This window comes from Micromonospora sp. NPDC050695 (assembly GCF_040654415.1).
In the GTDB taxonomy this organism is placed as follows: Bacteria; Actinomycetota; Actinomycetes; order Mycobacteriales; family Micromonosporaceae; genus Micromonospora.
The window spans coordinates 52,904-74,449 of record NZ_JBFAHZ010000014.1; the positions used below are offsets into that span (position 1 = coordinate 52,904).

24 protein-coding genes are annotated in these 21,546 nt (G+C 68.4%); 15 read left to right on the forward strand and 9 right to left on the reverse strand.

Annotated features, from left to right (window positions below; translation table 11 throughout):
• The first annotated feature begins 67 nt into the window (after window positions 1-67).
• The 5 genes from AB0H52_RS13675 (at window position 68) to AB0H52_RS13695 (ending at window position 8,750) form a co-directional block, all read left to right on the forward strand.
• A complete protein-coding gene (locus tag AB0H52_RS13675; protein ID WP_357947415.1) occupies window positions 68-3,454 on the forward strand; it encodes a hypothetical protein in 3,387 nt (1,128 codons plus the stop codon).
• Entirely contained in the window at window positions 3,454-5,385 is a 1,932-nt protein-coding gene (locus tag AB0H52_RS13680; RefSeq protein ID WP_357947418.1) for a glycosyl hydrolase family 28-related protein, read from the forward strand. Before AB0H52_RS13675 ends, AB0H52_RS13680 begins: the two co-directional genes overlap by 1 nt.
• A gap of 77 nt (window positions 5,386-5,462) precedes the next feature.
• On the forward strand, window positions 5,463-6,836 hold the full coding sequence (locus AB0H52_RS13685) for a hypothetical protein (RefSeq protein ID WP_357947421.1): 1,374 nt from the start codon (window positions 5,463-5,465) through the stop codon (window positions 6,834-6,836).
• Window positions 6,837-6,882: 46 nt separating this feature from the next.
• Window positions 6,883-8,004, forward strand: coding sequence for a DUF5047 domain-containing protein (locus AB0H52_RS13690; protein ID WP_357947424.1), 1,122 nt, complete (start codon window positions 6,883-6,885; stop codon window positions 8,002-8,004).
• Window positions 8,004-8,750 (forward strand): hypothetical protein, encoded by a 747-nt coding sequence (locus AB0H52_RS13695; protein ID WP_357947427.1) that lies wholly within the window; start codon window positions 8,004-8,006, stop codon window positions 8,748-8,750. The genes AB0H52_RS13690 and AB0H52_RS13695 overlap by 1 nt, the downstream gene beginning before the upstream one ends.
• 1 nt (window position 8,751) lies before the next feature.
• Here the strand turns inward: AB0H52_RS13695 and AB0H52_RS13700 are convergent, their stop codons facing one another.
• A complete protein-coding gene (locus tag AB0H52_RS13700) occupies window positions 8,752-9,297 on the reverse strand; it encodes a hypothetical protein (RefSeq protein WP_357947430.1) in 546 nt (181 codons plus the stop codon).
• Window positions 9,298-9,383: 86 nt separating this feature from the next.
• On the opposite strand from AB0H52_RS13700, the gene AB0H52_RS13705 reads away from it, so the two are divergent.
• From AB0H52_RS13705 to AB0H52_RS13725, 5 genes are read left to right on the forward strand one after another with little or no spacing between them, the layout of a single operon-like run.
• Window positions 9,384-9,896 carry a hypothetical protein gene (locus AB0H52_RS13705; protein WP_357947433.1) on the forward strand — a complete coding sequence of 171 codons (513 nt, stop codon included), beginning with the start codon at window positions 9,384-9,386 and terminating at the stop codon, window positions 9,894-9,896.
• Window positions 9,897-9,930: 34 nt separating this feature from the next.
• Entirely contained in the window at window positions 9,931-10,776 is an 846-nt protein-coding gene (locus AB0H52_RS13710; protein WP_357947436.1) for a hypothetical protein, read from the forward strand.
• A gap of 3 nt (window positions 10,777-10,779) precedes the next feature.
• The gene (locus AB0H52_RS13715) at window positions 10,780-11,223 is read left to right on the forward strand and encodes a hypothetical protein (protein WP_357947439.1); all 444 of its coding nucleotides are present in this window, start codon (window positions 10,780-10,782) and stop codon (window positions 11,221-11,223) included.
• Between the two features lie 18 nt (window positions 11,224-11,241).
• Entirely contained in the window at window positions 11,242-11,565 is a 324-nt protein-coding gene (locus tag AB0H52_RS13720; RefSeq protein WP_357947442.1) for a hypothetical protein, read from the forward strand.
• Complete coding sequence (locus AB0H52_RS13725; protein WP_357947445.1) at window positions 11,549-12,157, forward strand: hypothetical protein; 609 nt, start codon at window positions 11,549-11,551, stop codon at window positions 12,155-12,157. Before AB0H52_RS13720 ends, AB0H52_RS13725 begins: the two co-directional genes overlap by 17 nt.
• Here AB0H52_RS13725 and AB0H52_RS13730 read toward each other — a convergent pair.
• Window positions 12,131-12,469, reverse strand: coding sequence for a hypothetical protein (locus AB0H52_RS13730; RefSeq protein WP_357947448.1), 339 nt, complete (start codon window positions 12,467-12,469; stop codon window positions 12,131-12,133). The two genes, AB0H52_RS13725 and AB0H52_RS13730, sit on opposite strands and share 27 nt — an antisense overlap.
• 40 nt (window positions 12,470-12,509) lie before the next feature.
• Here AB0H52_RS13730 and AB0H52_RS13735 point away from each other — a divergent pair, with 40 nt between their 5' ends.
• Both AB0H52_RS13735 and AB0H52_RS13740 read left to right on the forward strand, forming a co-directional pair.
• The gene (locus AB0H52_RS13735) at window positions 12,510-12,860 is read left to right on the forward strand and encodes a hypothetical protein (RefSeq protein ID WP_357947451.1); all 351 of its coding nucleotides are present in this window, start codon (window positions 12,510-12,512) and stop codon (window positions 12,858-12,860) included.
• 9 nt (window positions 12,861-12,869) lie between these two features.
• The gene (locus AB0H52_RS13740; RefSeq protein ID WP_357947454.1) at window positions 12,870-13,232 is read left to right on the forward strand and encodes a hypothetical protein; all 363 of its coding nucleotides are present in this window, start codon (window positions 12,870-12,872) and stop codon (window positions 13,230-13,232) included.
• A gap of 347 nt (window positions 13,233-13,579) precedes the next feature.
• Here AB0H52_RS13740 and AB0H52_RS13745 read toward each other — a convergent pair whose 3' ends face one another.
• From AB0H52_RS13745 to AB0H52_RS13755, 3 genes are read right to left on the reverse strand one after another with little or no spacing between them, the layout of a single operon-like run.
• Complete coding sequence (locus tag AB0H52_RS13745; RefSeq protein ID WP_357947457.1) at window positions 13,580-13,792, reverse strand: DUF397 domain-containing protein; 213 nt, start codon at window positions 13,790-13,792, stop codon at window positions 13,580-13,582.
• Window positions 13,789-14,031 carry a hypothetical protein gene (locus AB0H52_RS13750; RefSeq protein WP_357947460.1) on the reverse strand — a complete coding sequence of 81 codons (243 nt, stop codon included), beginning with the start codon at window positions 14,029-14,031 and terminating at the stop codon, window positions 13,789-13,791. The genes AB0H52_RS13745 and AB0H52_RS13750 overlap by 4 nt, the downstream gene beginning before the upstream one ends.
• A complete protein-coding gene (locus AB0H52_RS13755) occupies window positions 14,028-14,279 on the reverse strand; it encodes a hypothetical protein (RefSeq protein WP_357947463.1) in 252 nt (83 codons plus the stop codon). The genes AB0H52_RS13750 and AB0H52_RS13755 overlap by 4 nt, the downstream gene beginning before the upstream one ends.
• A gap of 391 nt (window positions 14,280-14,670) precedes the next feature.
• Here AB0H52_RS13755 and AB0H52_RS13760 point away from each other — a divergent pair, with 391 nt between their 5' ends.
• Genes AB0H52_RS13760 through AB0H52_RS13770 form a run of 3 tightly spaced genes read left to right on the forward strand, consistent with a single transcriptional unit; the run spans window position 14,671 to window position 16,752 of the window.
• On the forward strand, window positions 14,671-15,885 hold the full coding sequence (locus tag AB0H52_RS13760; RefSeq protein ID WP_357947466.1) for a helix-turn-helix transcriptional regulator: 1,215 nt from the start codon (window positions 14,671-14,673) through the stop codon (window positions 15,883-15,885).
• Between the two features lie 55 nt (window positions 15,886-15,940).
• Window positions 15,941-16,183: a hypothetical protein gene (locus AB0H52_RS13765; protein ID WP_357947469.1), complete on the forward strand. Its 243-nt coding sequence runs from the start codon at window positions 15,941-15,943 to the stop codon at window positions 16,181-16,183.
• 26 nt (window positions 16,184-16,209) lie between these two features.
• A complete protein-coding gene (locus AB0H52_RS13770) occupies window positions 16,210-16,752 on the forward strand; it encodes a GNAT family N-acetyltransferase (RefSeq protein ID WP_357947472.1) in 543 nt (180 codons plus the stop codon).
• A 123-nt stretch (window positions 16,753-16,875) separates the two neighbouring features.
• Here the strand turns inward: AB0H52_RS13770 and AB0H52_RS13775 are convergent, their stop codons facing one another.
• The 4 genes from AB0H52_RS13775 to AB0H52_RS13790 all read right to left on the reverse strand — a co-directional run bounded on the left by AB0H52_RS13775 (window position 16,876) and on the right by AB0H52_RS13790 (window position 21,410).
• A complete protein-coding gene (locus AB0H52_RS13775; RefSeq protein ID WP_357947475.1) occupies window positions 16,876-17,121 on the reverse strand; it encodes a hypothetical protein in 246 nt (81 codons plus the stop codon).
• Window positions 17,121-17,840 (reverse strand): hypothetical protein, encoded by a 720-nt coding sequence (locus tag AB0H52_RS13780; protein ID WP_357947478.1) that lies wholly within the window; start codon window positions 17,838-17,840, stop codon window positions 17,121-17,123. Before AB0H52_RS13780 ends, AB0H52_RS13775 begins: the two co-directional genes overlap by 1 nt.
• Entirely contained in the window at window positions 17,837-20,086 is a 2,250-nt protein-coding gene (locus AB0H52_RS13785; protein ID WP_357947481.1) for a hypothetical protein, read from the reverse strand. Before AB0H52_RS13785 ends, AB0H52_RS13780 begins: the two co-directional genes overlap by 4 nt.
• 241 nt (window positions 20,087-20,327) lie before the next feature.
• Window positions 20,328-21,410 carry a hypothetical protein gene (locus AB0H52_RS13790; protein ID WP_357947484.1) on the reverse strand — a complete coding sequence of 361 codons (1,083 nt, stop codon included), beginning with the start codon at window positions 21,408-21,410 and terminating at the stop codon, window positions 20,328-20,330.
• Window positions 21,411-21,546 lie beyond the last annotated feature (136 nt).

Here is a 21,546-nt window from a genome sequence, read left to right on the forward strand (position 1 = left end):
CGCCGCGGCCGGGCAGGACGCGGGCCGGGCGTTCGGTGACGGGCTCACCCGGGACGCTTTGGGCCGGATGCGGTCCGCCGACGGCAGGTTCGCCGCCGAAGGACGCCGCCTCGGTGCGTCGGCGAGTCGTGGCATCGCCGGGTCGCTGGGCAACCTGGGCTCGGTGGCGTCCGGCGGTCGGGCGTTCCTCATCCTCGCTGGTGGCGCGACCGCTGCCACGGCGGCGTTGCAGGGTGTCCCCCCGGTGCTGTCCGCCATTGGCGGCAGCTTGGCCGCGATCCCAGGCCTGGCCGCTGGTGCCGCCGCGTCCCTGGCCACCTTGGCGCTCGGTGGTGCCGGGGTTGGGTCGGCGATCGGTGAGGTGTTCAACCCGCCGGCCGGCGGTGGTGGTGGTGGGGGTGGCGGTGGCGGTGGTGGGGCGGCGAACACCCGCGCCATCGCTTCCGCCGAACGCGGTTTGGCCCGCGCCCAGCGCGAATCCAGGCTGGCCCAGCTCGATGTGAACCGGGCCCGCCGCGATGCCACCCGCGAACTGCGGGACATGCGCATCGCCTTGGGCCGGGTTGCCCTGGATGAGCGCGAAGCGGCGCTGTCTTTGGAAGAGGCGCAGCAGGAGTTGAACCACCTGCGGGAGGTCAACGCCGAATCACCCGGGCTGGTACCTGAGCAGGACATGCGCCGCGCCGAGCTGGCATACGACGAGGCCGTCCAATCGATGACTGAGGTGTCGGTGCGGGCGAAGGACCTGCGCCAAGACCAGGCTGAGGCCGCCAAGGCGGGTGTTGAGGGCTCCGAGCAGGTCCAGTCCGCCCTGCGCCGGCAGCAGGACGCCGCCGAAGCGGTCATCGACGCCACGGACGCCCTCGCGGCGGCGCAGGAGTCGGCTGCCGCTGGTGGGGCATCAGGTGGGGCCGCTGTTGCCACCGCCTACGACAAGCTGTCCAAGAACGCGAAGCTGTTCGTGGATGAGATCGCCCGGTTGAAGCCGGAACTGGTGGGGTTGCAGCAACTCGCCCAGGATCGGGTGTTCGCCGGCCTGAACACGGAACTGCGGGAGACCGCTGAGGTGGCGTTGCCGTTTGCCCGACGGCAGGTCATCCGGTTCGGCGACACATGGAACGACACGTTCACGCAGGTGTTCCGGCTGGGCAGGGACAAGCGGTTCCTGACTGGCCTGGATGCGGCGCTGGCGTCGTCGGACCGCTTCTTCGACAAGGTGAACGCCCGGATCCCCGCCACAGGTCAGGCGCTTGCGCACCTGTTCACCGGCAGCGCCCCGTTCGTGGACGCGTTCGGCGACAGCCTGTTGCAGTACGTGGACGACTTCAACACGTGGGTGGACCGGTCGGCCCGCAACGGCAACCTGGAAGCGTTCTTCGCCGACGCCGCCGAGCAGGCTGACGCGCTGCTCGACCTGACCCGTGAGGTGTTCGTCCTCGTGGGCCGGATCGGCGGAATGCGGCAGGGTTCGACGCTGCTGCGGGACATGGCCGACGCGGTGGCGGAGTTCAACGACGAAGCCCACGACATGCGCTCGGTAGAGGGGATCATCGCTACCGGCAACGCCGCCATCAGGGGCACCGTTGAGGTGTTGCTGGTGCTCGGCGAAACCCTGGGCGAGACTCTTGCCGATCCGGGTACCCGCGCCGCCGTGGAAATCTTCTTCGACGTGTTGAAGGTGGGCGCGCAGACCGTCGGCGACCTGGCGGAGTTGTTCAGTCACCTGCCGGACGGGGTGCAGGCTGTCATCCTGGCCGGTGCCGCCCTGACCATGCTGGGCGGCCGGGTCGTCACCGTGTTCGGGCGGGCTCAGGTTGCCGTGGGGAAGTTCAGCGACAAACTGGGTGGGCTCGGCCCTGCCGGTGCGACGGCCGGTCGCGGGTTGGAGTCGACCACGAAGTGGGCGGGCCGGGCCGCTGGGGCGTTCATCGCGTTGCAGGCTGCTGGGGTGGTGTTCGACCAGTTCCGGGCCGCTGCCCCCGATGTGGAGCGGCTGACGAAGGCGTTGCAGGAGTACGCGGTCAGCGGCAAGGTGACCGGTGAGGCCACCCGAATCTTCGGTGACGGCCTGGGCGACGTGGGCCAAGATGTGCGCGCCGCCGGTGACTCGTGGTTCCCGAAGCTGGGCCGGGCCATTGAGGGGATCATCCCTGGGGCTCGGGACCTGAACGAGGTCTTCTGGGGCGGGTCGTGGACCGGCGGCACCGAGAACGTGAAAGCCCTCGATGAGTCGCTGGCCCGCCTAGTGGAAACCTCAGGTAAGACGGCGTCGTTCGAGGCGTGGAACCGAATCTTGTCCGAGTCGGGCATGAACGCCGACGAACTGATCAAACTGTTTCCTGCCTACGAGCAGGCGTTGAAGGACGCCGACATGGCCGCCGGCTCGGTGGGCGCGAAGCAGAAGCTCCTCAACGGCACCATGGAAGACGCCCTCACCACGATGGGGTCGTACACGCGGGCGTGGCAAACCCTCAACGGTGTGCAGTTGGACGCCGACGAGGCCGCCCTGTCCGCGATCGACGCGATCGATGACGTGCGCGAGGCGTTCAAACGGAACAAAGATACGGTCGCCGGGAACTCGCGGGCTGCCATCGAAAACCGGATCGCTGTCGGCCGGGCCGCGCAGGCTGCCGCCGAGGCCGCCCAGAAGCGGTACGACGAAACGCAGTCGGTGCAGGAGGCGACCGCCGCCTACAACGGGCATATCGACATCTTGCGGGGGGTGTTGCAGCAGACCAACCTCACCGACGCCGAAATTGAGGCTCTGCTCGCCTCGCTTGCGAAGATGCCGCCGCTCAAGCAGACGGCAGTGTCGGCGCCAGGGGCGGCGGCTGCGAAAAAGCAGGTGGAGGACTTCAACTTCGTGGTGAAGACGGTTCCGCCCAGCAAGACGGTTCCGTTTAGGGCTGACGTCCAGGAGGCGAAAGCGGCCATCGCCGTCCTCAAGGCAAAGATCGATGAGCTGAAGAATCAGAAGATCTACGTTGAGGGCTCGGTGCGCTGGACCAGCAGCGGTGATCTGAAAGTTCCCGGCGGAACCATCCGTCGGGACCGTTGGGGTGGGGTCCATGAGGGTCCGTACGCGAAGGCGGCGACAGGGTTGCTGCGTGAAGCGGCAGTGTTCACACCCCGCAACCCCGGCCGATACATGATCGCCGAACCTGAAACGCAGGGTGAGGCGTTCATCCCGCGAGTCGGCGACGCGGCCCGCTCCATCTCGATCGGCAGGCGGGCGATGGAGTGGTACGGCATGGCGGTGGTGCCCCGTTCGGCGATCACCGGGCAGCCCTACCAGCAGTCCGGCGGCGGCGGCCAAGTGCAGGTCAGCCAAGGCGACACCCACGTCTATGTGGAGATCGACGGCCAGCAGTTGGAGGGCCGCATCGTGAAGGTGATACGCGACCAGAACCGCGAACTGAAACGGCGTGTCAGCGCTGGGGTCGGGAGGATGTGATGGCTCGGCTCCTCGGCCCCGATGCGGGCTCCCGGTACGGGTACCGGGAAAACGGTGCCCCTGCGGCGAATGCCACCGCAGTGGTGTACGCCGACAGCGCTGGCACGGTGCTGGCAGATATTCACGCATTCGATGGGTCGGAGACGCCGTCAGGGGCAGTGCTCGGCTCGCAGGTGGCATACGACGCGTGGGGGCAGTCCGAGCTGTACTGGTTCCCAGACGGACTGGTGGACCGGGTGTGGGTGTCGGTAGACGGCGGTCCGGTGTTCCCAGTGGACGCCGACAACAACCGGCGGCTCGACGCCATAACCGTCACGCAGTCCGGACTGTTCAACGTGCGGGCGTTCGGGGCTGTCGGCGACGGAACTGCTGACGACACCGGCGCCTTCCTCGCCGCCACCGCCGCCGCCGAAGCCGCTCAACGCGCCGTGCTTGTCATTCCCCCTGGCACCTACAAGCTGACCGCACCGTGGTCGGTGAACAGCCGCCGGGTGTCAATCGTCGGAGCCGGCCCGCAGGCCACCACGATCGTGCCCACAGGGCTGACTGCCGGCCAGTATGCGCTCACGCTGGGGTGGGACAACAACGTCGAAACTGGCCTCAAACCGGAACCGTACGACGCTATTCGCGGTGTTGGCTTCCTCGGCCCCGGTGGGGCAGGGCAGGCTTCCTGCCTGCGGCTATACAACGCATCGGCGAATGGACGTGCCCACAGCCTCACCTTCCGAGACGTGGGCATCAAGGGTTTCGACGTCCAGGTCGACATCACCTCGAACAGCTACCTGCTGGGGTTTGACCGGTGCTTTTTCGTCAACCCGCAAACGTACGGCGTGAAGATGGGACTCGCCACCACTGCCGGCGAAAACGTCGCTTTCACGTCATGTATTTTCGCTGACGGGCCCGGAATAGCCGTGTTCATCGACCAGCCAGGCGCATCGTTCTACTTCGACTCTTGCTCATTCGACTACCACGCCCAGTCACTCCACCAGCGCGCCGGGCAGGTATTCATGTCCCACTGCCACTTTGAGGCCACCACCACGTACGGTGGCAGCGGCGCGGAACTACTCCTGCTGGACCGTCGCGGCTCCGTGGACCGGCCGGTGCTGGTGCTGTCGGACTGCGACTTCTACAACGCCTGGGACAACTACGACACGTGCATCCGGCTGTTGGGTGACAACGGCGATCAGGCGTTGCGGGTTGCCAACCCGTCGATCCGGGTGACCGGCACGCAGGCAACGTACTTCATTCGCGACGACGGGCCGTTTCCCAGCGACATCCAGGTGAGCGGCGCGTGGTACTCCCGCTCCGACCTGGCACCGCCGAGGCTGCGCAACCAGGCTGGACTGGAATGGCCGATCACCGCCGGTCAGCGGTACACCCACATCGGGCCCGCCCGGCAGGTGCGCCGCAGTTCAGCGTCCGCTATCGAGCCGATCCCGATGTGGGGTGCCCGAGGTTCGGAAGCGCTCACCTCGGGGCGCATTTACCTGACACTGTTTCAGCCGCAGGAAGAGATCACCGTCAGCAAGGTGGCTTTCTACACCGGCGGCACGGCCGCGTCAGGGTTGACCCTCGCGAAGGTCGCTTTGTACGAGTATGCGTCCGCGCAGTTGACGTTGCGCGCCCAGTCGGCCAGCAACACCGCTCTCGCCGCAGCCACGAACACCCGCTACGAGCAGGCGTTGACGTCCCCGTACCGGTGCGTGGCTGACCCTACTGGCAAGGTGTACGCCCTGGCCGTGCTGTTCATTGGCACGACCATGCCCGCGCTGGTCACGGCAGGGAACAACAATGCGGCGTTGATGCGCGACGCCACCTACGGGCACCCGGCGGGGCTGATGGTGTCGGGGCAAACCGACATGGCGACGCCGATCTTCCCCGGGTCGTGGGTGGCACCAGACCGGCTCTGCTACCTCCTTGGCGTGATGTGAGGTGATCCGCCGTGCCGGTTCCCGCAGGTAGCACACCACCGCCCCCGCCGACGTCTGGGCCGATCATCTACGATCCCGTGTTGTCGCGGGTCAGGTTGACGGTGGATGGATTAGTCGACGGCTTCACGGTGCGCGTTGAGCGGTCCACCAATCAGGTGTCGTGGACGACGGTGCGAGGCGGGGCGGCACTCAATCCTGTCGGCGGTGTGGTCCGCCTCGACGACTACGAGTTCGCGCCGAACATCGCCAACTGGTATCGGGTGGTTGGGCCGTCGCCGGCGGACGGGTTTACCCGTGTCGCGTCCAACGGTTGGGGTACACCAAACTTCGGGCCGACGTGGGTGGAGACCGGCACCGCCTCGGCGTACAGCACCAACGGCACGGCGGCAGTGCACACGCACACCGTGAGAGCCGTCACGCTGGAGTCACGGCAGGATGTCAGTCTTGCGAACTTTGACATCACCCTGCGAGGCATTACCGCCTCCGCCACACCTACGGGTGCGGACAACAACACGACGGTCACTATCGCTGGCCGGCAGGTAGCGAACGATCGGGTGGAGGCCCGACTGTTTTACAACGTCGATGGAACTATCACCGTCAACGCCCGGCAGGTGGTTGGCGGGATAGAAACTCTTAGCGCGTTCCCCGTGGTTTCGGGCGCCGTAGCCACATCGGCGATATCACTGCGACTGCGGGCAGCGGGATCGTCAGTGCAAGCGTGGGCATGGCTGACATCGGCGCCCGATCCGGCGCAGCCTTCCGTCAGCATGACAGCCACTTGGACGGCCACGGGTTTACTGCGGGTTCGGTCAGTGCTCGCGGCTGGCACTACCAACACGTTGCCGTTCACGTTCAGCTACGACAGTTTCGCGGTCACCTCACCGGAGGTGACCTTGTTTGCGGGCACGATCACTCCCGTCATTGACGGGGTGTGGCTGAAGTCCCTGGCCCGCCCATTTCTGAACCGGCAGGTCGTTGTCCGCGACTATTCGGAGATCACCCGCCGGTCGCGGGCTGGCGTGTTCGACGTGAAGGGCCGCAGCATGCCGGTGGCGGTGACGGATGTGCGTGGATCCCGCCAGTGGGCGTTGGACGTCAACACGTATACGGAGCAGGAACGCTCCGACCTGGATCTACTCCTGGCGGCAGGCGACATTCTGTTCGTGCATGTGCCGCCGGACGCGGGCCGCCTGTCGGCGACCCCGGGCGGCTATGTGGCGGTTGGCGACAGCCGGGAGGCGACCCCACCGACAGCTGAACTGGTGTGGCGGGTGTTCAGCTTGCCGTTGACGGAAGTCGCCGCGCCCGGCCCGGATGTGGTGGGCGCGACGACGTCGTGTCAGGGTTTGCTGAATGTGTACACGTCGTGCGCGGCGGTGCTGACCGCCCATCCGACGTGCGCGAGCGTGTTGGAGCTGATCGGCTCCCCCTCCGATGTGATCGTCGACTGACCCACGCATCCCCTTCTCCCGTCTCGATAGGGCTGGAGGTGTGCTGGTGCGTCCCGTCAGCGACCGTTTCCTCGCCACACTGCGCGGCTCACACCAAGCCGTGTTCGAGGCACGCATCGTCCCCCCCGGCCAAACCGGCGTCAACCCGAGCGGCACGACCGCTTCGATCCTCGACGGCGATGTGCAAATCGACGGCACCGCCGACATCCGATCCACCCTGGATGTCACCGTCGCCGGGGCGGGCATGTGGCCCACCCGAACGTCATCGCCGCTCGCCCCGTACGGCAATGAGATTTTTGTCCGCCGGGGCATCCGCTACGGCAACGGCACCACCGAATGGGTGTCGCTCGGCTACCACCGCATCGACACCGCCGAACAGGACGACGCCCCCGACGGACCAATCCGCGTGTCAGCCCGGGACCGGATGGCAGGCATCGTTGATGGACGGCTGACCGCCGCCGTGCCGTTCCCCGCATCCACCACACGCGGATCGGCGATCACCGCGCTGGTCACAGAAATCTACCCGTGGGCGACCATCGAGTGGGATGACACCGCCGAACGGGATGCGACCATCGGCCGGCAGATCATCGCCGAAGAAGACCGGTACGCCGCCGCGAACGAGATCATCACGTCGGCGGGCAAAATCTGGTACTGGGATCACCGTGGCGTCCTGGTGGTGCGCACCCCACCGTCGACCAGTAGCCCCGTGTGGGAGGTCAACCACGGCGCGAACGGGGTGCTCGTGTCGGTGGATCGGCGTATCACCCGTGAGGGCGCATACAACGCGGTCGTAGCGAGTGGTGAAGGTGCCGACACCGCATACCCGGCGCGCGCCGTCGTCGTCGACCTGAACCCGGCGTCGCCCACCTATTGGGGTGGACCGTTCGGGAAGGTCCCCTACTTTTACAACTCACCGCTGTTGACGACGGCCGCGCGGGCTAGAGCAGCAGCATCCACCACCTTGTCCAGGCTGATCGGTTTGCCGTATTCGGTGGATTTGGAGGCGGTACCGAACCCGGCGCTGGAGCCGTACGACCCGATCCGGGTCACCTTCCCTCGCCGGTCGGAGATGCACATCATCGACCGCATGACCATTCCGCTGACCGTTGAGGCGGCCATGTCAGCGTCGACACGCGAGCAGACAACTGTGCTGCTGGGTGGTGACTGATGGCGTCGTACGGCTCAGACGATTTGACGCCGGTCTTGGCGGCGCAACCCGCACCCGGCGTCGGCTACCGGCAGGGTGTGATCCGGTCGTGGAACACGCAGACCGCCGAGAACACGGTGGACGTCGGCGGAACCCTCGTCACCAATCTGCCCATCCTCAACACCAACGAGGCTGTGCTGCTGGCCCCGGGTGATGTGGTGGGCATCCTGTCGACGGGCGGGCCAGTGTCGTCGTGGGCGATCCTCGGTCGGCTCACCATCCCCGGATCTGATGCCGCCGCGTCGGCGCTGCGCATGGTGTCGTCGCGGATCGTCGCCGCCCGCGACGATGCGATGGGCACCCGCAACTCCGACACGTACGGTGACCTGTCCGGGGCAAGCGTCGGCCCATCCGTGTCGGTGCGGATCTCATCCTCGGGGATGGCTCTGGTGTTCTGGTCCGCCGACGCGGGGAAGATCGCGTGGCGTCGCATCTCCACCGGTGGTACGTCCGTTGCCGTGTCCGGGGCCACCACCATCGCCGCGAACGCAGCGTTCTCACTCGGCCAATACCTTGAACATCCAGTGTCGGGTGACCCGGGGGCGGCGGTGGTCGCCGGTGGCCTCCAAGCGGCCATGATGCACCTGTTCACCGGCCTCAACCCGGGCATCAACACTTTCACCCTCAAATATCGGCATGCGGGTGCGTGGGCTGGTGAGGGTGCGGTCGAGTTTCAGCAGCGGGAGATAGCCGTGTTCGCACTGTGATTTACGGGTTGGGCCACACGTTGAAGGTGCAGCCGACCCCCAGCATGTAGTTGGTGTCCCTCATGACTGGTGACGGACCCAACCCTGGGCATGGCTGGTGTTCATGCCCCAGGAGATGCCCCACCTCGTGTAACACCACCCATGTGCGCTGGTCGGTGAGGGTGCCCCCGACGGCGGCGAAGCGTGGACCCAACGTGGTCCACGCCTGATCGCTGACAACCACAGTCGCGTCTGCGGGGTTGGCCTGGCCGATCCGCCCCGGCATGGGCTGGGTTCCCTCTGCCCCGGCAGGCACGATCCGCACCGTGAACTGGCCGAGGTCGGTTCGCCATCCGCGCGGATCGTTAACGACCCGCTCCACAAATTCGGCGACCTCAACCCGGTTGATGTGTAGACCGTCGGCTACGACAACGGCGGGTGGCTTGTACCGCTGCGCCGCCACGGGCACGGATGCCGGCGACGGTGCCGTGGGGGTTTCGGTGAACGCCCCCACCCACATGGTCACCGCTGCGACGGCAAGAGCCGTCGACGCCGCACCGATAACCATCCCAACGGTCCGTCTCACTGTCACTCCCCGATCTGATGCCGGGACTGACGGTATCGACCCCACGCCAGCTGTGACAGGAGGCGCGCATGCCCGGCACCACATCCGTCTACGGGTTTCCCTACCTGGAGTTGGAGGATCCACCGGACATCGCCGGCGCGACCCAAGCCCTCGCGCAGGCCGTTGAGGATGAGGTGGTGCGGCTGGACAGCGCCACGATCGGGTTCGAGGCGGCGTCGGAGGTCAGCCCGCAGTCGGTGGCGGTGACAACGATCGTGGCGGTCCGCTGGCAGGCGGCGACGTCGAATGTGGGCCCGTTCGGTAAGCCGAACGCAACCGAGTGGACGGTGCCGTCGAACGGGGTGTATTCGACGACGGTGCAGGGCCTGGTGACGAGCGCGCAGCCCGGTCGAGCATTCGCGCAGGTGGTCATGGCGGGTCGCGAGTTTCGGACGCCGTTCGGTGGGTCCGCCGAGAGCGGTTGGAGTGCGACCGGAATCCGCAGGTTGACGGCTGGTGCGGTGATCCGCGCCGAACTGTATGTGACGACGGGGACGGCAGTGTCCGGGGCCGCGATCGCGGTCTACCGGATCGGACCGTGACGGGAGGGCAGGGCTGATGGCTACGTACACCCAGTTGCAGGCCGAGTCGTATTGGGCTCGGGAGATCGTCACCCCCGAAATCGACTGGTTGGGTGACGAGTTGTGCCGTCGTACCAACCGGCCGCGGGCGGCGTTCGGGTCGAAGGGCGACACCGCGCACCTTCGCGGCGCGCACCGCTCGCAGGAATGGCTGCTCAAGTCCCGTTTCTCGACGAGCCGCACCTACACGGTGCAGTCGGGGTTGACGGCCGAGCAGGCGCGGCATGTTGCCGGCGTCGACTTCACGCCCGGTTCGGACACGCAGATGATCGCCCAGTGCAAGCGGCTGTTGGCGGCGATGAAGGCGGGGCTACTCGATGAGGTCGTCGAGTTTTTCGGCAACGTCGACGGCGATCAGGTTGTGGACGGCTGGGACAACGTGCGCGATCGGGCTGCCAGTTCGGACAGCTCACACCTGTGGCATTGGCATCTGACGATCGACCGGCGGCACTGCCGCAACCGGAAGCTGATGGAACGCATCCTGGCGATCGTGCTGGGACTCACCGTAAAGGCGGACGACGACATGGCGCTAGACAAGGGCGACAAGGCCATCGCGTGGGCAACCACCAGCCGGACGGAGGCGCTGCTGTCGGGCAAGCCGGCCAGCTACCAGATTGAGGGCGAGAAGACCCGCCGCACCGAACCGAACCGGATCGCCGAGTCGCTCGCCCGAATCGAGGCGCAACTGGTGACCCTGTCCGGCCGGGATTTCACCGACGAGCCGGCCATCGTCCAGGGCGTGCTGGCCGGTCTGGATCCGACCGCCATCGCCGCCGCGATCCCGCCCACCCTCGCCCGGCAGGTCGCCGACGAACTGGCCCGACGGCTGGTGGCCGAGTAGCCGATGGTCACCCTTTCCCTGCTGCGGCTACCCGACAACCCCAGCATCCCGTGGCGCACCGTCGTCGTGATCGTGCTGGCGAAAGCGTCATGGGATGCGGTTGGCCTGCTGGCGGGGGACGTCGCCTACCAGGCGCAGTCCTACGACGTGCTCCGTTCCATCCCACCGGTCGGAGGGATGCGACTGCGCGGAGTGTTCTTGGCTGCGCTCACCATCGCCGCGTTTATCGCCGCCCACCGGGCCGCCCTCACCGGCCGGGAGAAACCTCTGCGGTTGTGTCTCGGCCTGTACGCCGTCTGGTACATGACTTGGGCTGCCGGTATCGCCTCCGCGTGGCTGTATCACGGGCGGGTGTTGTCGTGGAGTGCCCCGGCGTCCGTTCTCGTGGTCGCGGTGCTGGCGTTCATTGCGGCGCGGGCCACCCCAAAACAGATCGGCGGCGAGTGAGTGTGCTTCGCCTTCACGATGATCCTTCCCCGTGCGGCGGAAGCCGCCACCGGTGGCCCACCCGTACAACTGCTGTACCTCACCCAGGCCGTCACCCTCGGGGTGGCGATGGTCACCGGCTGGTTTGCGCTGCGCACCAAACGTGTGGACGTAGACGAAAACCGGCGGGCGCGCTTCGACGCCCGGGTGGATAAGGAACTCGACGACGCGCTCGCCGCGAACGTGATCCTCCGCGACAGCCTCGACAAAGAACACCTGATCCGCCTGCGCTACGAGGGTTGGCTGATCCGCGCCGGCATCGACCCTGAGACGGGGCGGAGGTTCGATGACCCGCCAGCATGAGCGGAAACTGCTGTCCCCGGTGCTGTCCGATGAGCCGCTGGTCGGGGAGAATCTGACCCGAAGGCTGCGGATTGTGCTGCTGGCGATGCTGGTCGCGTTTCTGCTGACCAACGTCACCTCCTATCTGATCGGGCAGGCTGTCCGGGCGGACGCCGACCGGGACACCCGGGCGCGGGTGGCCACGTTGGAGCGGCAGGTCAGCGCCGATTTGGAGGAACGCCGGTTGCGCCGGGACGCGGAGAAAGCGGCACAGGATGCGGCGTTGCAGCGGCTGCGTGCCGACTACTGCGTGGTGTTGGACCGGGTGCAACCCCGCGATGCGGCCGTGTTGGATGCTCGCCGTCGGTATGGGTGCACCGCTGATCCGGCTGGGGTGAAACCGTCGGCCGGCGGGGGTTCACCGCAGGCTGGGCGTGGCAGTCAAGGGCAGGGGCAGGGTGTGCGGGTGGTGCCGTCTCCGGCGCCGGGTCCGTCGGGTCCACCGGGGCGTCCTGGCCCGTCGGGTCCGAAACCGTCACCGCCGGCCGCCCCGCCGGCGGAAGCGCCGGACGATGGGCTGATTTGTCTACCGATCCTCGGCTGCATCCTCTGAGCCACGAACCCACGTCCCACCGCAGCGCACCCACCCGTCGGCTTGCCCGTTGGCGTCGAGCACGGCGGGCGCTTCGTGCCACTCGCCGTCCCACATAAGTTCGGCCAGTGCGCGTTCGGCGCGTTCCCGGGTGCGGTAGGCGCGGCTGCCACGCGCGGTGTCGGAGTCCTCAGCCAACCACCGGCCGTCGGCTGTGTGTCCGAGGGTGACGTGTCGGGAGCCGAACCCGGAGCTGTGCCCGAACTGCCAGCGGCGTACCCGTTGAAGGCCGGTGAGCCGCCACGGCACCACCACCTCACCGTCATCCGTCACGCCGCCCAGCGTAGGGCCACAGGTCATTTGGGGAGGTGTCGTGAGCACAGGGATGCCCGCCGGGATCTGGCTGACGAAGTTCGGCGTGATAGTCGCCGACTACTTCGGCCACGTCCCGTACCACGTCGGTTCATCACTCGACCGGAAGGACTGGCGGGACGTGGATGTGCGCCTCATCCTGCCGGACGAAGAGTTCACCGAGCGGTTCGGCGACATCTTCCGCAGCAGCGAGACCGATCCGAAGCTCGCTGCGATCACCCTGGCGTTCGCCACGCTTGGCCAGCAGATGACCGGGCTGCCGATCGACTTTCAGATCCAATCTGCCTCCCACGCGAACGAACGCTATCCCGGGCCGCGCAGCGCCCTTATCGAGATCACACAAGAACCCTGAGGAGGGGTCATGAACGACGTTCCTGAGCTGCCCATCTACGGTTTCGCGCCGAACCTTGGCGGTCTGCTGTCCCTGTCCATCACGGTTCTGCTGCCGATCCTCGTCGGCCTCGTCACCCGCCAGTCCACCTCGGCCGGAGTGAAGGCGGTGCTGCTGCTGGCCCTGTCCGCCGTCAACTCGGTGCTGTCGGCGTGGTTGCAGGCCGAGAACACGAGCGCGGTGTTCGAGTGGATTCCCGTCGTGTACACGACTGCGGTGAGTTTCGGTATCGCGGTGGCCGTGCACCTGGGCTTCTACCGGCCGACGGGTGTGGCGTCCGCCGCGCAGAACAGCGTGGTGAAGGACCGGCCGCTGTCGGAGCCCAACGTCTGACCGTCCGCCCCCACGATCTGGCGTCGTTCCCTACTCCCCAGCGGCGACGCCTTGGCCGCCCTTCCACTTCATGCCCTGCCGCCACGCGGGCTGGAGTGGGAGGGCGGCCTCTCTTTCGCGTTCAGGGGCGAGTTCGCTGTCGGCTCGCAGCCTGTACCAGCACGGCCAGTAGGCGTACCCGCAGTCACGGCATCGGCGGGGCTCCTGATCGCAGCGGGTATGCCGTGCCGCGAGCGCCCGCCAATGCTCACGATCCACACCGTCCTATACCCGTGGCCTGCGCATGCAGAACCGGCCCGGACTCAACGGGGGAGAGTCCGGGCCGGTTCTGTCGGGTGGAGGAAAGATCAGCGGGCGTGCTCCGGCAGGTCGAACTCGCCGCCCTTCGCCCCGGCGACGTGCGTGTCCCACTCCGCCGCGTCGAACGTGAGGACCGGGCCGCCCGGGTTCTTGCTGTCCCGCACCTGCACCTGGCCCCCGCCAGCGAACATCACTTCCACGCAGTTCGGGCCGGAGTTGTCGCACCGGCTCGCCTTGAACCACTGACCAAGCTGGGTCATGACCGTGCTCCCTCTACCTCGCCGGCGGTCGGGTCCACCGGACGTCCATCGGCTATCGCCGCACGCTGCGCCGCTGGCGCCGCCGCCAACCGGCGCAGCATCGAATCTGCCCACCCCGGCTCCGTGCAGCCCTCATCGGTGCACCGCTGACAGCGGTGACCCTGCTTGTGGCTGGCGATCACCTGCCGGGCGATGTGCGCCACGAACGCCGGGTCGGTCGGCTCATCCAGGCGGCTCACCGCGCACCGGCCAGGTTCGCGCGGATCGCATCCACTGACACCTGCGCCTCGAAACACCAGCCGGCCGCACAGTCCGGCACGACATCCCCGCCGCACACATGCCCCCGCATCCACACCATGCCGCCAATCTCGGCCCGATAGACGGCGACAGCACGCACCAGTTCGTCGCGGTGCGTCGGGTTGGGTCGAATTTCGTGGGCGAGCAGGTGCAAAAGTTGCCCGGCTGGCACGTTCAGGTCGCCGATCATCGGCTGGCCCTCGGGTAGCGGCGGCCCTGGTTGCCGGCGAGACGGCCGGACGTTCCGCAGGCGAATGGGTGGTCGGCGTCGAGGCGACTGTTCACGCCTGAGCCTTTCGGCGGTGGGCTGTCGCCGCGCACCGCCCCACTGTTGCGTATCCGCCACACGTCCACATGCGCCCCCTTGCGGGTGGGTGGGGTGGCGACCGGAACAGGCTGGGGGTCTGATCCCGGCCGCCACACCTCGGGTCGGCAGCAGCGGCCCCCGCCGTCCCGGCCACGAGCTACTGCGCCATTCGGTCAGCAACCATGTACTGACATGTTCACCATGGCCGATAAGCTGGGGATACGGCAGCCGTGAGCAGTGGGCCCACACGGCAGCCCACACGCTGGGGGGCGGAATGGACGGATTCGGCGACATACTCAAGCGGCACCGCAAAGCTGCCGGGCTGTCCCTGCGGGACCTCGGCGACACCGCCCACCTCGATTTCAGCTACATCTCACAGGTGGAGCGAGGTGCCCGCCGCCCCGCGAAGTCGTTCGCCGACGCCGTGGACCGGGCGCTCAACGCTGGCGGTGCGCTCACCGAGGCGTACGACCGTCAGGCAGGCGACACCGACATGCACAGACGCACCATGCTGCGGGCCATGGGCGCACTCGCTGCGGCCCCCGCAGTCGCTCCCCTGGTCGGGTTGGAGGCGCTGCGCCACGGGCTGGGCGCCGCCGTCGACGTGGAGCACGACGAGTGGGAGCAGATCGTCGCCGACTACGGCCACGGCTACTACCGGCAGCCCCAGGCAGAGTTGATGGCGCAGTTGGGCGCCGACATGACAGTGCTGCAACACCAGCTCGCCGCCGACACCGGCAGCCGACGCCCCCGACTACTGCGGGCCGCCGGCCGACTGTCTGTGATCGTCGCCCTCAGCCTGGTCGCGTCCGGGCAGGCGGCGATGGGCCGCCGCTGGTGGCAGACGGCGCAGCGGGTCGCCGACGAATCCGGCGATCCGGACACGCGAGTGTTGGTGCGGGCGTGGGATGTGGTGAACGGCTGCTACGACGGGCGTCACCCCGCCGCAGTGGTGGCGATGTCGGAGCAGGTGTTGCCGCTGCTGCACGGGCAGGCCACGTCGGCGGCGTGCGGGCTGCTGGCCGGCAGGGCGCAAGCCCTGTCCCTGGCTGGCCGGCATGCGGAGGCGGTGGCGACGGTGCGGGAACTCGCCGACTTGGCCGAGCAGTTGCCGGCCACGATCGTCGGGGATGTCGAATCGTTGTGGGGGTGGCCGGAGCACCGGCTGCGGCACACCGAGTCGTGGGTGTTCACGCACGCCGGCCGGTTGGACCGGGCCGAGCAGGCGCAGGATCGGGCGTTGGAGCTGTACCCCCAATCCCAGGGCCGGCTACGCGCACAAGTGCAGTTGCACCGGGCGGCGTGTCTCATCCGGGGCGGGCATGTTCCCGATGGGCTGCGTTTGGCCGCCGACCTGCTGGACGGGCTACCCCCAGAGCAGCACAACGCGCTGGTCCGATCCGTCGCCCGGCAAGCCATGGACGCCGTGCCAGCGGCGGAGCGGCGCCGGCCCGTGTTCGGGGAACTCGCCGACCGGGTCACCGCCTGATATGTGAAACCCGCCTGACCCGCCCGGCGCCCGGCGCCCGGCTAAGGATCGACCGGTGTGGGATCGCCTCGATGTGCCCGCCGTCGGCGGCCCAGTCGACGGACGGTCCCTGCTGGTGCCCCTCGACGACGACGGCCTTCCCCCACCGGTGATCGACCAGTCGTGGCTGTGGATCGACTACAGCGGGGAACTCCTCGACGCCGACGTTGACGGCGTGTACGAGTTGGAGCCGGTCGCCGGGACGGGACCGCCATGGCTGTACACATGGTTGCCCGCACCGCCGCCGACCCGCCAGTGACGCGGACCGCCGCCTACCATCCGGGGATGGCTGTCACGTTCACGCTGCGGGCGGGGGCGACCGCCGCGCCCCTGTTCCCGGCGCTCGTCGACCTGTACGCCCTCGTGTACGCCGAACCACCGTACGGGGAGGGGCCGGAGCAGGTGGCCGGGTTCGCTGACGGGCTACCAGGTGAGGCGGCCCGGCCCGGGTTCACGCTGGTCGCCGCCGACGACGCCGGCACACTGGTCGGGGCCGCCTACGGGTGGACGATGCCCGCCGGGCGGTGGTGGACCCGCGCCGACCGTGAACCGCCCGCCGAGCTGCTGAACGTTGACAAGTTCGCCGTCATGGAATGGATCGTGCACTCCGGCCGCCGCGGTGAAGGCATCGGCTCAGAGTTAATGCGCCGGCTGCTCGACGGGCGACCCGAGCCCTACGCCACCCTCGCATCGAACCCGCTAGCTGCCGCGCGCCGCGTGTACGAGCGGGCCGGATGGCAGCAGGTCGCCGGGTCGCACATGCCGGACGGAACCCCGATGGATTTGCTAATTCTCACCCTGCCGGCGACGCCGGTCCAACGCCGCTGACCGCTGCGCCGCCTCGGCCAGGCCGATCATCCGCCACGCGCACCGTTTGAACGGGCCGAGATGCCCGGTCACCACCCACGTCACCCCCGGCGCCAACGGATGCTGCGGCTGCATCCTCGCAGGCTAGCCGCCCACACCCTCCACCGTGCGCAACCACTCGTCCGCGTCCGCCCATGCCTCACCAACACCCGCCGCCCACGCCCGCACCCGCCACCCGGCCAGCCGACCAAACTCGGGTCGCACCCGCACCATCAGGTGCGCCATGGCCGTGTCCGCTGCAACATCAGCGGTCATCGCCCACGGGTCGGAGAGAACGTCGGCGACCTGCCGCACCCCGGCCGGGTCGAACGCCTCCCACCGCCAGGTCATCACCGGCGGGACCTACGGCGACGGCGGCGCTTCCCCGGCAGCAGCAACCCGACAGCAGTGGTGGCGACACCCGACCCGTAGGCGAGCCCATCCCCGGCGGTCGCGACCGGGCCGGAGGCGGCCTGCCAACCCACCACGCAGGCGATCACCAGCCACCCTGCCGCCCACGCCGCGATCCGGATCCGCTGCGGGGTCCACTCCCACGACCACGCTGGCACGGTGATTGGCCCAGCAAACGAACCCGCACTGCGCTGCCGTGGCCGATGGGCGTCCTTCACCGGCTGCCAACCCGGCTCGCGGGCCTGACGGTGAGTCACCGCATCCCACGGCGGGATCCGATCCGGGTTCTCCCGATTGAAGTCAATGTTGTACTTCGGGCGCTGCCGCTTCTGTCCGGGCAGCAACGACACCCCCTGACGGATGTAGTGCTGCTCCCGCTCATCCAACTGCTGCTGAGTCCAGAAGCCCTCTTCGATCGTCCACGACCCGCCGACGATCAGGTCCGAGAACGGCTGCTCATCGCGGTGCTGCTGCTCCCGCTGCCACACCGTCTGCCTCGACTGCCCGATGTAGCCGACCACCGGGGCGGCGCCGGGGATCGGAATACCCTGCCTGTTCACGTCGAGGGTCATGATCCCGTACACGGCACGCTGGCGGCGCTCACCTGCGGGCGGACGCTGGCGGGGCACCCGCGGCTGCCGCTGCCGCTGCGTCGTCATTTCCCCGCCTCCGCCGGCTCGAACAGCGCGTCGGGTGCCCCTCGGTGGCCGGGCACCTCGTACAGGGCGTTCTTGATGCGGCGCAGCTTCCCGTCCGCCATCAAGTCGGTGAGCGCCTTGTTGAACGTGCCCTGCGGCATCACCTCGCTCCGGGTCGCGAGTTCCGCCAGCACCTGCTCGCGGGTGACGATGCCCTGCGCGTTCGCGGCGGCTTTCGCCGCTTCCCGCACCACATCGCGGGACACCTTCGCCACCTTCTCGGCGGTGGCCTGCTCGGTGGGATCCTTCACCGGCTGCTGAGCCTTCGGGGTGACCTGGGTGATCGCCGCCGCCTCCAGCAGTTCGAGGGCCTTCCCGCCCGAGAGCAGGTCCGCGTCGGAGCGGCCCGCAGCCAGCAGTCGCCGGGCACGTTCCTTGCGGTCGCCCCACAGCACGCCGGACTCCTGTTGCGCCTCCGGCCCGAACACCCCCGGTGTCAGGGTGGCCTGCCCGGCGCCGTCAACCAGCCACACACCCATGTCGTCGCCGGTGTAGTCGGCGCGGCCGTACACGTCACGGCCGTTGACGCCCTGCACGAACATCAGCCCGGCGGTGGTCTCCCCACCGGCGCAGGTGTTCGCACCCCACACCGAGGGAAGTTCCGTCGGGTCGACGGGGCAGTCGCTGTCGACGGCGGACCGGCCGGCGACATCAGTCATCGCCCGGAAGATCAGCGTCTGACCGGCCTTCAACTGCTCCTTGATATAGGTAGAGCCGCCCAGGTTGTATGCGGCCGGGATCTGGGTGATTAGCCGCATCTTGATGCCGCACTTGCGGCCCATCCCGACCAGCTTCTCCACCAGTTCCAGGATGATCGGGTCTTCGATGACCGACTGGACCTCGTCGAGGGTGATGACCAGCAGCGGCATGTCCACGGTGGGACGCCACGTCTTGACGTCCTGCTCGGACAGCTCGTCGTTGCGGCGCAGCATCTCCTTGAGCGCCGCGAGCAGCATCAACCGGATCTCGGAGGTGTCGCGGGCGAACCAGTCGACGGCGTTTTTCAACTGCCCGTAAGACTGCCCGCCCTGCGGGTCTCCCACCCAGTCGATGACCAGGCCCTCAGAGTGCAGCGACGCGAGCAGCAGCTGCGCCACCAACTCCGACTTGCCGGAACCGGTGCACCCGGAGATCAGGTCGTGAACGGCGCCCTGCTTCGTCCACCACTGGTACTGGATGTCAAGACCGTCGTTGAAGCGGCCGATCCGGGACCGGCCGTTGCGCCAGTCGCTGGCGACCTTCGGGCCGGGCCACAGCTTCGTCTCAGCCAACGGGTTGTCCGGCTGCACCCGCAGCCACCCGATGGACAGGTCCGACTCGTCGGCGGCGAACGACACATCCGCGTAAGTACACCCGTACGCAGCGGCGATCCGCCCCAGCAGGTTCGGGCGGGACTCGCGCATGTTGATCGACCCGGGGACCTTCGCGACAACCTTCGCCGTCCAGTTCGGCAGCCGGGTGCGGGTCGCGGCGCCAACCTCGCAGGCGGGCAGCCGCTCGTAGTCGACTAGTTCGGTGCCGGCGAGGGGGCCTCCGGTGAGGCCGATGAGCATCGCCCAGGTGGTGACGGCGCGCAGCCGCAGCGGGTTGGGTGCCTCCACCGGCTGGTCCACCGCAGTCACGTCCACGGTCACCGGCGCGGGGGCGGGCGCGGGGGCGCGGCGGACCTCGGCGGCGGCCCACCACGAGCGCATGCTGAACGCCCAGCGGACCATGCCGGCGGCGGCGACGATGCGTCCCGCCCAGGTGTTGATGTCGGTGGCGGCCAGGGCCGTCGCCCACAGGCCAGTCTCCCCGGCGGTGAGCGCGGCGCGCTGGGCCCGGCGGGTGATGGCCTGGATCCGCTTGCCGGTGCGCTGACCCTTCTCGATGCGGTTGCGGGCGATGGCCCGCTTGGTCAGCTTCCGCTTCGTCACAACGAACACGCCGACGGCGGCTGCGGGGGCGGTGAGGCCGACGTGCGAGGGCGGCAGGTCAGCGAGCGCGGCGATGAGGTCCGTGGCTGCCGCGACGGCCGGCAGCCCCCACGTCGCGGCGGTGCGCCCGTGCAGCCGCTTCGCCTCGGCGAACAACTGCGCCGCCTTCGGCGCTTCCTGCGGCGGCTCCAGCTTGTCCCCGTGCCGCTGGCAGTGCAGCGGGGGGTCCGTGGGCAGCAGCCACGCGAACTCGGCGCACCGCTCACGTCCGCCGCCGTTGACGTTGCGCATCTTCGGACACTGGTGGCGAACGTGAGCGGTGCGGTGGTTGTCGTGGTCAACAGGCACCAAGTAAGGCATGCGCTTACGTCGGTCGTCCGTGGCGTCAATGAACCACGGCTGCATTGCCGCCGCCCCCACAGGTACCGGCGTGGGGTTCGGCTTCGTCATCGTCGGGGTGGGCGCGCTGGTGGGCAGCGCCGTCGGCCGGTGCGTCGTCACTGCCATGGCGTCCTCCTCGTTTCTCGGCGGGTCAGCTGTTGATGCGGTCGAAAGCGCGGGCGACGTTGCCGAGCAGCGGCTCCACTTCGGAGGTGCAGGCGCGGGCGTTCGCGGTGGCTGCTGCGGCGGCCTCGGCGGCGGCGGCCGTGTTGGCGATGACGTGGGACTTGCCGGACATCTGAACGGTGCCCAGGGTCTGTTCGCCCAGGGAGTAGATGCGGGCACGCAGCCGGTTGAGTTGCGCCACGTACTCATCCGTGGCGTGCATCAGAGCGGCTTGTATGGCGCGGGCCTCAGCGGCGCCGGAAACGACACCGGTGACGGCCTGCTGTGCGACGGCGTTGGACATGGTTCCTCCTGCGGTGATCGCCGCGACTGCGGCGGGTTGGGTGTTGCTGCGGGCGGGTGCGCCAACGGTGGCGTCCACCCGGATCGGGTCACGGTCGTTGGGAGTGCTGCCACCGGGGTTCGCGGTAGGCGGCTGCTCCCGAGGGCGGCCGGGGTTGGTGTAGCAGTCGTCGTCGTGGACGGTGCTGCTGAACACGCCGTCGAAACCGTCGGGGATCGGGTCGGGATCTCCGTCGTCGGTGCGGGTGTTGGTGCCCCCAGCGCTGCCACCCGGTGGGGTGGTGCTCGGCGGGTCGACGTCCCCGGAAGGCGAGGCCCCGCCACCATCCGGGGTACCGGGGTCCGGCTTGTCACCACCCTTGTTGGTGGACACCGGCGGAACAACATCAGAAGGCTCACGGGTCCGCCACCGCTCTGCCAGGCGGGTCGTTTCGTCGTCCAGGCGCGACTGCAACCGCTCCCGCCGAGACAGTGCCTCCCCGGCGGCTTCCTTGTCGAGACGGCCGGCTCGCCGCTGGGTTGCCTTCGCGTCGGCGTCAAGCCAATGCTCACGCCACCGGTTACCCACGTACTGGCGCATCGGTCCGCCCGCCGCCGGGTCCACACCCGCCGCGATGAGCCGTTGCCGGCGGGCCTGCGCCGCCGGGGATGTGTCCCCCCGCTTTGCGGCCCGCCATTCCTCGGCCATCTCCCCAGCCCACTGCGGCGACCGCTTCAACATGCCGTAGATGGCGAGGATCGTCACGGCGATTGAGATCGGATCCATCTCTTACTCCTTCCGCCCACGGCCTGCGAAGACCGTCAGGTCGGTCAGGCTGATCGATGATCTGTCGATGCACGCCCAGCAGAACCCCTCGCCAGGGGCCGAGCAGTGGTCGCATCCGCTGGTTACGTAGGCGTCA

What these genes read in the sequence shown, in the direction of transcription:
- AB0H52_RS13675 (WP_357947415.1), top strand. Translation starts at nt 68, where the DNA reads ATGCGGTCCGCCGACGGCAGGTTCGCCGCCGAAGGACGCCGCCTCGGT.
- AB0H52_RS13680 (WP_357947418.1), top strand. Translation starts at nt 3,454, where the DNA reads ATGGCTCGGCTCCTCGGCCCCGATGCGGGCTCCCGGTACGGGTACCGG.
- AB0H52_RS13695 (WP_357947427.1), top strand. Translation starts at nt 8,004, where the DNA reads ATGGCGTCGTACGGCTCAGACGATTTGACGCCGGTCTTGGCGGCGCAA.
- AB0H52_RS13700 (WP_357947430.1), bottom strand. Translation starts at nt 9,297, where the DNA reads ATGGTTATCGGTGCGGCGTCGACGGCTCTTGCCGTCGCAGCGGTGACC.
- AB0H52_RS13705 (WP_357947433.1), top strand. Translation starts at nt 9,384, where the DNA reads ATGCCCGGCACCACATCCGTCTACGGGTTTCCCTACCTGGAGTTGGAG.
- AB0H52_RS13715 (WP_357947439.1), top strand. Translation starts at nt 10,780, where the DNA reads ATGGTCACCCTTTCCCTGCTGCGGCTACCCGACAACCCCAGCATCCCG.
- AB0H52_RS13720 (WP_357947442.1), top strand. Translation starts at nt 11,242, where the DNA reads ATGATCCTTCCCCGTGCGGCGGAAGCCGCCACCGGTGGCCCACCCGTA.
- AB0H52_RS13725 (WP_357947445.1), top strand. Translation starts at nt 11,549, where the DNA reads ATGACCCGCCAGCATGAGCGGAAACTGCTGTCCCCGGTGCTGTCCGAT.
- AB0H52_RS13740 (WP_357947454.1), top strand. Translation starts at nt 12,870, where the DNA reads ATGAACGACGTTCCTGAGCTGCCCATCTACGGTTTCGCGCCGAACCTT.
- AB0H52_RS13745 (WP_357947457.1), bottom strand. Translation starts at nt 13,792, where the DNA reads ATGACCCAGCTTGGTCAGTGGTTCAAGGCGAGCCGGTGCGACAACTCC.
- AB0H52_RS13755 (WP_357947463.1), bottom strand. Translation starts at nt 14,279, where the DNA reads ATGATCGGCGACCTGAACGTGCCAGCCGGGCAACTTTTGCACCTGCTC.
- AB0H52_RS13760 (WP_357947466.1), top strand. Translation starts at nt 14,671, where the DNA reads ATGGACGGATTCGGCGACATACTCAAGCGGCACCGCAAAGCTGCCGGG.
- AB0H52_RS13770 (WP_357947472.1), top strand. Translation starts at nt 16,210, where the DNA reads ATGGCTGTCACGTTCACGCTGCGGGCGGGGGCGACCGCCGCGCCCCTG.
- AB0H52_RS13775 (WP_357947475.1), bottom strand. Translation starts at nt 17,121, where the DNA reads ATGACCTGGCGGTGGGAGGCGTTCGACCCGGCCGGGGTGCGGCAGGTC.
- AB0H52_RS13780 (WP_357947478.1), bottom strand. Translation starts at nt 17,840, where the DNA reads ATGACGACGCAGCGGCAGCGGCAGCCGCGGGTGCCCCGCCAGCGTCCG.
- AB0H52_RS13785 (WP_357947481.1), bottom strand. Translation starts at nt 20,086, where the DNA reads ATGCGCAACGTCAACGGCGGCGGACGTGAGCGGTGCGCCGAGTTCGCG.
- AB0H52_RS13790 (WP_357947484.1), bottom strand. Translation starts at nt 21,410, where the DNA reads ATGGATCCGATCTCAATCGCCGTGACGATCCTCGCCATCTACGGCATG.